The organism is Pinirhizobacter sp., assembly GCF_036499745.1.
Classification (GTDB): Bacteria; Pseudomonadota; Gammaproteobacteria; order Xanthomonadales; family Rhodanobacteraceae; genus Pinirhizobacter.
Genome location: NZ_DASYDG010000017.1, coordinates 1 through 11,214 on the forward strand (window position 1 = coordinate 1; position 11,214 = coordinate 11,214).

Annotated in this window: 9 protein-coding genes, 1 pseudogene and 1 riboswitch; of the genes and pseudogenes, 5 read left to right on the forward strand and 5 right to left on the reverse strand. The window is 65.1% G+C overall.

Annotated elements, in window-relative coordinates; all coding sequences use genetic code 11:
- Nucleotides 1–182, forward strand: a pseudogene (locus VGM61_RS05960) (hypothetical protein); the annotation flags it as partial.
- A 7-nt stretch (nt 183–189) separates the two neighbouring features.
- On the opposite strand, the gene VGM61_RS05965 reads toward VGM61_RS05960, so the two are convergent.
- From VGM61_RS05965 to zwf, 5 genes are read right to left on the reverse strand one after another with little or no spacing between them, the layout of a single operon-like run.
- Nucleotides 190–1,026 carry an EamA/RhaT family transporter gene (locus VGM61_RS05965; protein WP_331521823.1) on the reverse strand — a complete coding sequence of 279 codons (837 nt, stop codon included), beginning with the start codon at nt 1,024–1,026 and terminating at the stop codon, nt 190–192.
- Nucleotides 1,023–1,664 (reverse strand): bifunctional 4-hydroxy-2-oxoglutarate aldolase/2-dehydro-3-deoxy-phosphogluconate aldolase, encoded by a 642-nt coding sequence (gene eda, locus VGM61_RS05970; RefSeq protein WP_331521824.1) that lies wholly within the window; start codon nt 1,662–1,664, stop codon nt 1,023–1,025. Before eda ends, VGM61_RS05965 begins: the two co-directional genes overlap by 4 nt.
- 18 nt (nt 1,665–1,682) lie before the next feature.
- Nucleotides 1,683–3,497, reverse strand: a complete 1,815-nt coding sequence (gene edd, locus VGM61_RS05975) for a phosphogluconate dehydratase (RefSeq protein ID WP_331521825.1) — start codon at nt 3,495–3,497, stop codon at nt 1,683–1,685.
- A 4-nt stretch (nt 3,498–3,501) separates the two neighbouring features.
- A complete protein-coding gene (pgl, locus tag VGM61_RS05980; RefSeq protein WP_331521827.1) occupies nt 3,502–4,200 on the reverse strand; it encodes a 6-phosphogluconolactonase in 699 nt (232 codons plus the stop codon).
- Between the two features lie 20 nt (nt 4,201–4,220).
- Nucleotides 4,221–5,693: a glucose-6-phosphate dehydrogenase gene (gene zwf, locus VGM61_RS05985; protein ID WP_331521829.1), complete on the reverse strand. Its 1,473-nt coding sequence runs from the start codon at nt 5,691–5,693 to the stop codon at nt 4,221–4,223.
- A gap of 224 nt (nt 5,694–5,917) precedes the next feature.
- Between zwf and VGM61_RS05990 the strand changes: the two genes are divergently transcribed.
- From VGM61_RS05990 to VGM61_RS06005, 4 genes are all read left to right on the forward strand, one after another.
- On the forward strand, nt 5,918–6,670 hold the full coding sequence (locus VGM61_RS05990) for a GntR family transcriptional regulator (RefSeq protein ID WP_331521930.1): 753 nt from the start codon (nt 5,918–5,920) through the stop codon (nt 6,668–6,670).
- A 5-nt stretch (nt 6,671–6,675) separates the two neighbouring features.
- On the forward strand, nt 6,676–7,722 hold the full coding sequence (locus tag VGM61_RS05995) for an SIS domain-containing protein (protein ID WP_331521830.1): 1,047 nt from the start codon (nt 6,676–6,678) through the stop codon (nt 7,720–7,722).
- Nucleotides 7,723–7,756: 34 nt separating this feature from the next.
- On the forward strand, nt 7,757–8,905 hold the full coding sequence (nagA, locus tag VGM61_RS06000) for an N-acetylglucosamine-6-phosphate deacetylase (RefSeq protein WP_331521831.1): 1,149 nt from the start codon (nt 7,757–7,759) through the stop codon (nt 8,903–8,905).
- A 24-nt stretch (nt 8,906–8,929) separates the two neighbouring features.
- Nucleotides 8,930–9,141: riboswitch (cobalamin riboswitch) on the forward strand.
- A 124-nt stretch (nt 9,142–9,265) separates the two neighbouring features.
- Complete coding sequence (locus VGM61_RS06005) at nt 9,266–11,113, forward strand: TonB-dependent receptor domain-containing protein (protein WP_331521832.1); 1,848 nt, start codon at nt 9,266–9,268, stop codon at nt 11,111–11,113.
- Nucleotides 11,114–11,214 lie beyond the last annotated feature (101 nt).

Here is an 11,214-nt window from a genome sequence, read left to right on the forward strand (position 1 = left end):
TGAACAGCCCGGATATGGCTGCTGTGCGCTTTTGCCATAAGCAAGGGTGGCTAGAACGCCTCGTTTCGTTGGGCGCCATGACAAATCATCTCAAGACGCACTTGAGGGAAGATCTGAAGATCAACTACACCGAGAATTGGCTGTCAGGAAAGCGCACAGCTCTTTTGCTTGGTATCGGATAAACCACGATCAAGCCAGGCTGATCGCCACGATGGCAACCACGGCAAGCCCCAGCCCCGTCAAACGCATCGGCCCCGGCCGCTCGCCAAACGCCACGATACCCACCAGCGCCCCAAGCACCACCACGCCAATATTGACCGTCGAAAACACCAGCGACGGATGCCCCGCCAACGCCTGGTGCCCGCGGATATAACAATAGATATTGGCGAAGTTGGCCACGCCAAGCACCAGGCCTGCGCCGAAGCTACGCAAGGTGAACACAGCGTGGGTCACCAGCAAGGCTATAAGCGACAACATCAACGCCAGCACGAATACCGACAACAACACCGCCGGAAACGACGTACCGCTCTGTGCCACGAACTTCAGCAACACGTCGATCACGCCGAAGCCCGCGAACACCATCCACGGCCACAGCGATGCACCCGTCGGGCTGCCATCACGGCGCCCGGCAATCGCCAGCACCACGGCGATCAAACCCAAGGCCATGCCGCCGGCCTTGGCCGCGGTGGGCACGTCGCCAAACACCAGCGCTGCGGCGGTAAGCGATACCACCAGCGACAGGCGCTGCGCGATTTCAGTGCGCACGATGCCCGCGGTGACCACCGAGCGCGCCAGCGTCACGAACACCGCGGGCAATAGCACACCAAGGCCGACGAAGGCGACGTACACCGATACGGGCTGTTGCAACGAAGGCATCGCGGGCTTAAGCAACAGCCACGTGAGCAAACCTGCTGCCAGGTAATTGAAGGCGATCGCCTGCGCCGCTTCCACGCGCCAGCCGCGGAACAACCGCAGCAGCACCGACACCAGCACGCTGCAGCAGACGCTAAAGATGATCCAGATCAACGCAGCGACGCCGCCTCGCGGGCCAACGCCTCGATGGCGGCGAAGTCGCGCGCCTGCAGCAGGTTGGCCGGCGTGAGCCACGAACCGCCGACGCAGGCAACGTTAGCAAGCACCAGGAAGTCCTTCGCATTCGACAGGCTGATGCCGCCCGTGGGGCAGAAGGTGATCTGCGGCAAGGGGCTGGCCCAGGCGCCGATCAGCTTGGGGCCACCAGCCGGTACCGCCGGGAAGAATTTCTGGAAGCGGTAACCGCGCTCCAGCAACGCCATTGCCTCGCTGGACGTCGCCGCACCCGGTAGCAGTGCCAGTTCCGAATCATCGGCGGCATCAAGCAAACGCGGCGCACTACCCGGCGACACGGCGAACTTCGCGCCGGCCTTGAAGGAGTTTTCCAGATCCTTCGCGGTAAGCACGGTGCCAACGCCAACCACGGCACCTTCCACTTCGGCGGCGATCGCACGCACGGCGTCCAGCGCAGCGGCCGTGCGCAAGGTAACCTCGATGGCGGGAATTCCGCCGGCCACCAGCGCGCGCGCCATGCCCACGGCAGCGGCGGCATCATCGATGATCACCACCGGGACCACGGGCGCCAGGCGCAGGGTGCGCTCGACGAGTTGCTGCTTGGCATCGGTACTCATGGGAAACCTGTATATGGTTTAGAAAACGCCAGCGCCGGCATCGGCGGTATTGGCGGCGTTGCGGAAGATGGCGAAGAGCTCGCGGCCCATGCCGAACTGGTTGCCGGCGAGGTCCGCCGTGGCGCACACGCGTTGCGACCATTCATCATCGGCCACCTTCACCTCGACAGTGCCCGCATGCGCATCCAGGCGCACAATATCGCCGTCACGGATCTTGCCGATCGGGCCACCGGACTCCGCTTCGGGTGTGACATGGATCGCCGCCGGCACGCGGCCGGAGGCACCGGACATGCGTCCGTCGGTAAGCAGGGCCACGCGATGGCCGCGGTCCTGCAGCACGCTTAATGTGGGCGTAAGTTTGTGCAGCTCCGGCATGCCATTGGCACGCGGGCCCTGGAAGCGCACCACGGCCACGAAATCGCGGTTCAACTCGCCACGCTCGAAGGCGGCCTTGATGTCGTTCTGGTGATCGAACACCACGGCCGGGGCTTCGATCACCATGCGGTCTTCGGGCACCGACGAAACCTTGATTACCGCCTTGCCGATATTGCCCGAGAGCATGCGCAGGCCGCCATCGGCACGGAAGGGTTCGGATGCCGCGCGCAGCACACCGCGGTTGCCGCTTTCCTTCGACACGGGTTTGTATTCAAGGTTGCCATTCGCATCAAGGCCCGGCAACTGACGGTACGCATCCATGCCCTGCCCCGCCACCGTGCGGACATCGCCGTGCAGAAGGCCGGCGTCGAGCAGCTGGTCGATCAGGAAAGTCATGCCACCGGCATCGTGGAAGTGGTTCACGTCGGCGTAGCCATTCGGATACACGCGCGCCAGCAACGGCACCACACCGGAAAGCGCGTCAAAATCGTCCCAGCGCAGGTCGATACCGGCGGCGCGTGCGATGGCCACCAGATGCAGCAGGTGGTTGGTGGAACCACCAGTGGCATGCAGGCCAATCACACCGTTGACGATCGAGCGTTCGTCGATCATGCGGCCGACCGGTGTGTATTCCTTGCCCAGAACAGTGATCTCAAGCATGCGCTTGACCGCTTCAGCAGTAAGCGCGTCGCGCAACGGCGTTTCGGGCAATACAAAGCTCGAACCGGGCAAGTGCAGGCCCATGATCTCCATCAGCATCTGGTTGGAGTTGGCGGTGCCGTAGAAAGTGCAGGTGCCCGCCGAGTGGTACGAGCGCGCTTCGGCTTCGAGCAGTTCCGCACGCGTTGCCTTGCCCTCGGCGTAGGACTGGCGCACCTTGGATTTTTCTTCGTTGGAGATGCCGCTGGGCATCGGGCCCGACGGAATGAAGATCGCCGGCAGCTGGCCGAAGCTCAATGCACCGATCAAGAGACCCGGCACGATCTTGTCGCATATCCCTAAGTACATGGCGCCGTCGAACATGTCGTGCGACAACGAAATCGCGGTGGCCATGGCGATAAGGTCGCGCGAGAACAGCGACATCTCCATGCCCGGCTGGCCCTGGGTGACACCGTCGCACATCGCCGGCACGCCGCCGGCCACCTGCGCCGTGGCGCCGTTTTCTCGCGCCAGACGGCGGATCAGTTCGGGATAGCGCTCGTACGGCTGGTGCGCCGAGAGCATGTCGTTGTACGAGTTGACGATGGCGATGTTCGCCGCCGGGCCGTCGCGCAAGGCGGCCTTGTCGTCCGGGCCGCAGGCGGCGAAGCCGTGGGCGAGGTTGCCGCAGGAAAGATGGCGGCGCTGCGTGCCGTCGCCTTTGGCTGCATCCACGCGCGAAAGATAGGCATCGCGGCCCGGCCGGCTGCGTTCGACCAGCCGTGCGGTGACAGCCGCGACCGTCGGGTGAAGGCTCATATCGTCACGGGCTCCAGTAAACGTCGACCGGCGTCTTCGATTGCGACAGCACGGCGGCAATGGGATAGTCGCCACCAGCGCGCGCTTCGTCGAACACCTTGCGCTTGTCCTCGCCCTCGAAATGCAGGAACAGTGCCTCGGTGTCGAGGATGCGCGGAAGGGTAAGGGTGATACGCGGCTCGCCGGCGTCGTTGGCTTCCATCGCGACGACGGTGTCCTTGCCCTTCAGGTCAAGCGCCTGGGCCAGGTGATCGCCCCCGGGGAAGAACGATGCGGTGTGGCCATCCGTGCCCATGCCCAGCACGACAACGTCGAATGGCGTGGGGAGAGCGGCGATGGCCTTGGTTAGCTCCGCCGAGCCTGCGACGGGATCTTTCGCACCGTTGTACAGCGGCAGGAAAGTGGCTTTTTCCGCATTCTGTTTAAGCAACAGGTTGCGCACCATGGCGGCATTGGATCGTTCACTGGTTTCCGGTACCCAGCGTTCGTCGACCAGGGTGACGGTGATCTTCGACCAATCAACCCGCGTGCGCGCCAGCAGGGCGAACAGCGCCTTCGGCGTGCTGCCGCCCGAGACGGCGAGCACCGCGTGGCCACGCGCGGCGATGCCTTTCTTCAATTGGGCTTCGATCTTCTGGGACAGCTTGTCGGCCAGGGTCAGGCGATCGGCGAAATCATGCACGTGGACGGTTGGCTTGCTCATGCGGCTCTCCGGTTCTTCTGTTACGGCGCGTCTTCGGTCCAGTTGCGGCCGTCGCGCTCGATCAGTGCCACGGCGGCACTTGGGCCCCAGGTGCCGGCGGTGTACGCCTTGGGCGTATCGCCGCTCGATTCCCAGGCCTCCAGGATGGGGCCGGCCCACTTCCATGCCGCTTCCACTTCGTCGCGGCGCATGAACAAGGTGGGATTGCCGCGGACCACATCGAGCAGAAGGCGCTCGTAGGCATCGGGCTGCTGTACGCCGAAGGCGCTGGCGAAGGTCATGTCCAGCGGCACGTGGCGCAGGCGCAGGCCACCGGGGCCGGGATGTTTGATGGTGAGCCACAGCTTCACGCCTTCGTCCGGCTGCAGGCGCACGGTTAGGCGATTGGGCAGCAGCGGACCGGATGATGGATCGAAGATCGAATGCGGCAGCGCCCGGAAAGTCACCACGATTTCAGAAACCCGCGACGGCAGGCGCTTGCCGGTTCGCAGGTAGAACGGTACGCCGGCCCAGCGCCAGTTACCGATCTCCGCCTTGAGGGCGACGAAGGTTTCGGTACGCGACTCTTTTTCGCCGAGTTCTTCCAGGTAACCCGGTACGCCCTGCCCATCGGCGGCGCCGGCGCGGTACTGGCCGCGCACGGTGAGCTGGGCGGCATTGGCATCGTTGATGGGACGCAGCGAACGCAGCACTTTGAGCTTTTCGTCGCGCACGGCATCGGGAGCGAGCGAAGCCGGCGGCTCCATCGCCACCATGCAAAGCAGCTGCAGGATGTGGTTCTGCACCATGTCACGCAACGCGCCGGCGCGGTCGTAATAAGACCCGCGGCGGCCCACGCCAAGGGTTTCGGCCACGGTGATCTGCACGTGGTCGATGTGGGCTGAATTCCACAGTGGCTCGAACAGGGCGTTGCCGAAGCGCAACGCCAACAGGTTCTGCACCGTCTCCTTGCCCAGGTAATGATCGATGCGATAGATCTGCGACTCGGTAAAGAAGCGGCCCACGGCATCGTTGATCACGTTGGCGCTGGCAAGGTCCCGGCCGATGGGCTTTTCAAGCACCACGCGGGCCTTCTCGCCGTTCAGGCCATAGCCGCCCAGGCGTTCGCAGATATCGACGAAGAGTTCCGGCGAGGTAGAGAGATAGAACACCCGCACGTGGTCGGGCCTCATGCCGAGCATGGCGGCGAAGTCGTCCCACCCATCGGCCTTCCGGGCGTCGAGCGGGCGATAGCCGACCATGGCCAGGAAGGCGTCGAGCGTGGCGGGCACCACATGGGAAACGGCGCCTTCAACCGCCGCACGCACCTGGGCACGGTAGCCGTCGTCGTCCAGCGCCTCGCGGGCCACGCCGACGATGCGGCTTTCCGGGCGGATCTGGCCGTCGATATAGCGGTGGTAGAGCGCAGGCAGCAACTTGCGGATCGCAAGGTCACCGGTACCCCCGAAGATCACCAGGTCGAAGGGTTCGACGGGCAAGGAAGCAACGGACACGGCACACCTCGAAGCAAAGGGGGAAGGGGCTCGGGGATCATACCAGTGCCATACCACGGGTTTCCAGTGGTCCGGTGCCGAATGCCCCGAATCGCGGAAAGGTTTCATTTGGAACGATCTATAATCGTTTTCATCGCTGAAACGAGTGTTTGTTTTACCCCAGGGAAGGAATGTCCTCGAGTTCAGGCTTGCCGCACTGGTCCGGCATTGGTATCTTCCCGCTTATGGAAAGCGCCCTGGTCAGTGAGTACCACCGCCTGTACAGCGCTGCCGAGAGTCGGCAGCCGCTGGCTTACCTGCGCCTGCGCCACGCCATTCGCAATGTGATCGACCAGGGCGTGATGGAGGCGGGCCACGCCCTGCCCAGCGAACGGGACCTGGCCAAAGCCCTGGCGCTTTCGCGTGTGACCGTACGCAAGGCGATCGGCGGACTGGTGGAAGACGGCCTGCTTACCCAGCGCCATGGCGCCGGCACCTTCATCGCCGAGCGCATCGTCAAGCCGCTGTCGCGGATGACCAGCTTCACCGAAGACCTCCGCGCCCGCGGGCTGAACCCGCGTTCGGAATTCTTCGAACGCAGTATTGGCGAGGTCACTCCCGAGGAAGCCATGGCGATGAATCTTTCGCCGGGCGCCCAGGTGGTTCGCCTGCACCGGCTTCGTTACGCCGGCGACGAACCGCTGGCCATCGAACGCAGTGCGGTGCCACTGGCCCTGCTGCCCGATCCGTCGGTGGTGGTCGATTCCCTGTACGAAGCGCTCGACACCTTCGGCCACCGTCCGCGCCGCGCCCTGCAGCGCCTGCGCGCGGTGGTCTTCGGTGCAGCACAAGCACGCCTGCTGCGGCTTCCCACCGGCAGCGCGGGCCTGAACATCGAACGGCGCAGCTTCCTCGACGACGGCCGCGTCGTCGAATTCACCTGTTCCTGGTACCGCGGCGATATCTACGACTTCGTCGCCGAATTGCAGAGCGAATGAACGACATGACTAACCAGATCGGTACCGATCCAAGCAGCACCCTGATGTACCGCGAAGCGCACGAGGCTGCCGACGTGGTGGAGCGCCAGCTCGCGCAGAACGAGGTGGTGGTGTCCGCACTTGCCGCCCGCCTGCGCCAGCACTCGCCGAACATGGCCATCACCTGCGCACGTGGCAGCTCCGACCATGCCGCGATGTACGCGAAATATGTACTGGAAACCCAGCTGGGCATCGTCACCGCTTCTGCTTCGCCTTCGGTGACGTCGATCTACAACGCACCCCAACGGCTGGAAGGTGCGCTGTACCTGGCGATCTCGCAGTCGGGCCGTAGCCCGGATCTTGTCCGCAATGCGGAAGCTGCGCGTGCCGCCGGCGCCATCGTGGTGGCGCTGGTGAACGTGGAGGACTCCCCACTCGCCGCCGCCGCCGAGGTAGTGATCCCGTTGCGCGCGGGCCCTGAGAAAAGCGTCGCCGCCACCAAGAGCTACATCGCGGCGCTGGTGGCTACCTTGCACCTGGTGGCCCGCTGGAGCGAAGACACAGAACTCGACGAAGCGCTTCGCGCCCTGCCCGCGCAACTGCGCCAGGGCTGGGATGCCGATTGGTCGGGCCTGGTCGACGCGCTGGTGGATGCGCGCAACTTCTTCGTGGTGGGCCGTGGCTACGGCTTTGCCATCGCACTGGAAGCGGCACTGAAGTTCAAGGAAACCTGCGCCCTGCATGCGGAAGCGTTCAGCGCAGCGGAGGTCAAACACGGGCCGATGGCGCTGGTGGGCCCGGAATTCCCGGTGCTGTTCTTCGCCCAGGACGACGAAACCCTCGCCAGCACGCTGGCGGTGGCCAGCGAGTTCCGTGGCCGCGGCGCCCGCGTCTGGGTGGCCGCGCCGGGCGCCAGCGGCGAGGGCGCGTTGCCCCTGGCTCGCTCCAATGCGCTTACCGCGCCCGTCCTTACCATCCAGAGCTTTTATCGCGCGGCCAACGCGCTGTCGCTGCGCCGCGGGCTGAACCCCGACGTGCCGCCGCACCTCAACAAAGTGACCGAGACCGTTTGACGGTCCGGCCCTATCGCATCGGAGAGAGACCCTCATGACCACCGCACTCGTCAACGGACGCGTCCTGACCGACCATGGCCTGCAGGGCGGCTTCGCCGTACTGCTGGAAGGCGATGTCATCGCCGGCCTGGCCCTGCCTTCCGATCCACGCGTGCGCGCCGCCGAGCGCCACGACCTCGAAGGCCGCTTGCTGTTGCCCGGTTTCATCGATTGCCAGGTCAATGGCGGCGGCGGCGTGCTGTTCAACGATGCGCCCACGGTGGAAACCATCCGCACCATCGGCGCCGCGCACCGCCGCTACGGCACCACCGGCTTCCTGCCTACCCTGATCAGCGACGATGTCGATGTGATGCGCCGGGCCATCGAAGCGGTGAACGCGGCCATCGAAGAGGGCGTGCCCGGTGTGCTTGGCATCCACCTGGAAGGCCCGTTCCTGGCACCTGAGCGCAAGGGCGTGCACAACCCGGCGAAGTTCCGCACGGTGGATATGGACGACATCGCGATGCTGGCCGGCAAGCACAACGGCGTGACCCTGCTGACCCTGGCCCCGGAACGCGCCAGCATCGATACCCTGCGCCAGCTCACCGAGGCTGGCGTCATCGTGGCCGCCGGCCATACGGCATCCGATTACGAAACCATGCGCGATGCCCTGCATAACGGCGTGCGCGGCTTTACCCATCTCTTCAATGCCATGACGCCGTTCACCAGCCGCGAACCCGGCGTGGTCGGCGCCGCGCTTGAAGATCCGCACAGCTGGTGCGGCCTGATCGTCGACGGCCACCATGTGCACCCGGCGGCCCTGCGCGTGGCGATTGCGGCCAAGCCGCGGCAGAAGATGTTCCTGGTGACCGACGCCATGCCGCCGGTAGGGGCGGCCGATCCGTCCTTTATCCTCAATGGCGAGAAGATCACCGCCCGCGATGGCGTGTGCCAGACGGCCAGCGGCGTTCTGGCCGGATCCGCCCTGGACATGGCCACGGCGGTGCGCAACACCGTGGAAATGGTGGGCGTGCCGCTGGCCGAGGCCGCGCGCATGGCTTCCACCTTCCCTGCCGCCTTCCTGGGCCTGGAAAAGAACCTCGGCAAGGTCACCGCAGGCTACCGCGCGGATCTCGTTGCCCTGAACGAGGACTACACCGTGTATGAGACCTGGATCGGCGGCGCCTGCCAGCGCTGCGACTAATCGGGCCTTGTTTGGGGAACCTGCTACCATCCGCCCCGTCCAGGTGTCCTTAGGGTGTTCACCCAAGGGATGAAACGGGAAGCCGGTGAGAATCCGGCGCTGCCCCCGCAACGGTAAGCGACGCAAGGAACGGCAAGACGCCACTGCACGATGAGTGCGGGAAGGTGCCGTTCCCCTCGGGATCGATGGTCCCGACGTTCGCCAGCCCGGAGACCGGCCCGGATATCCGCGCAAGCGGATTGAAGCTGCTGGTGGCTCGCGGAGGGCGAAGCCGGACCTGGCCCGCGCCCGTGCGCGACCTCGTTCCATTCCTTCCTTCGTGCCGCCGGTCCGTTCGAACCCCGGGACCCGCATAACCTCATGAAGAAGACCTTGCTTGCCGCGGCGTTGTTTGCCGCCACCACCGCTGCCCACGCCGCAGACGACCCGCAAACGCAAAACCTGCAAACGGTGGTGGTGACCGCCACCCGCACCGCCACCCCGATCGACGACACCCTGGCACCGGTAACGGTGATCACCCGCCAGGACATCGACCGCCTGCAGCCGCAATCGGTGCAGGATCTGCTCACCGGCCTGCCCGGCGTGAACTTCGCCAATGCCGGCGGACTGGGCCAACAGACCTCGATGTTCGTGCGCGGCACCAACTCCTCCCACACCCTGGTGCTGATCGACGGCGTCCGCGTGGGCACCGTGGCAGCAGGGCTGCCGGCCTTCGAGCAGATCCCGGTGGAGCAGATCGACCACATCGAGTTCGTCCGCGGCCCGCGTTCGAGCCTGTACGGCGCCGACGCCATCGGCGGCGTGCTGCAGATCTTCACCCGCCATGGCCAGGCCGGTGAAGCGCCCACGCCCTCGCTGGCGCTTACCGCCGGCAGCCATAACCTGGTCGACGGCCAGGCGGGCATCTCCGGGGGCACTGATCACGGCTGGTACAACGCCAGCCTCGGTGGCCAGTACACGCGCGGCATCAACGCCTGCAAAGTCGGCGCAGCCGATGCCGGCGCCGGCTGCTTCGCCGACCAGCCCGACAAGGACGGCTACCGCACCTATAACGCGGCGCTTTCCGGTGGATACCGCTGGGACAACGATGTGGTGCTGTCCGGCAGCTTCCTGCGCAGCAAGGGCGACATCGAGTACGACGGCGACTACGGCAACTTCACCCGCCGGTCGCAGCAGGTGGTGGGCGGCAACCTCGGTTTTCCGGTGACCGACATCTGGCACATGAGCGTAGCCGTCGGCCAGAACCAGGACCGTGCCGACAATTACGCTTTCGGTCCGCGTATCGGCTTCGGCTATTCGAAGCGGAACCAGGCAAGCTGGCAGAACGACTTCACCCTTGCCCCGGGCCAGTCGGTGTCCGCGGGCGTCGACTACAGCCAGGAACGCCTGGACAGCGACACCGGCTACCTCGCCGACCGTCGCAACAATACCGGCGTGTTCGCCCTGTACCAGGGCCGTTTCGATGCCAATGAGATCCAGCTCTCCGGACGCCACGACCACAACGAACAGTTCGGCAACCACAACACCGGCGGCATTGCCTATGGTTACCACTTCGACAACCAGATGGTGCTGTCGGCCTCGTGGGCGTCATCGTTCCACGCGCCCACCTTCAACGACCTGTACTACCCGTTCGGTAGCGGCAACCCGAACCTGAAACCTGAATCAGGCCGCAGCTACGAGATCGGCCTGTCGGCCCGCCCCGGCGCGTGGAACTGGGCGGTGAACGCCTACCAGACCAAGCTCACCAATCTCATCGGCTATGACGAGAACTTCGTACCGATCAATGTGGCGCGCGCCCGCCTGCGCGGCATCGAAGGCCAGCTGGGCACGGACATCGACGGCTGGCACCTGCGCGCCTCGGCCACGGTGCAGCAGCCGATCAGCCAGGCCGACGACGGCACCGACGGCAACCTGCTGGCGCGGCGTCCACGTCGCATGGGCCGTCTGGACCTTGACCGCGACCTTGGCGACTTCAGCGTGGGTGGTTCGGTTTACAGCGCCGGCTACAGCTATGACGACGCGGCCAATTCAGCTCGTTTGGGCGGATACACCACCGCCGATGTCCGCGCCAGCTGGACGTTCCGTCCCGCCTGGAGCATCCAGGCCCGGGTCGCCAACCTGGCCGACAAAACCTATGAAACCTCACGCTACTTCAACCAGCTCGGCCGTACGTACTACCTGACATTGCGTTATTCGCCGGCACGTTGAGCGATTTGCATCGTTTGAAACGATGAAAGGGGCGGTGGAGGCCGACACATGCCGCCGCCCCTGTCTTTCGGCACGGACATACTTCCTGCACACGCGTTCGT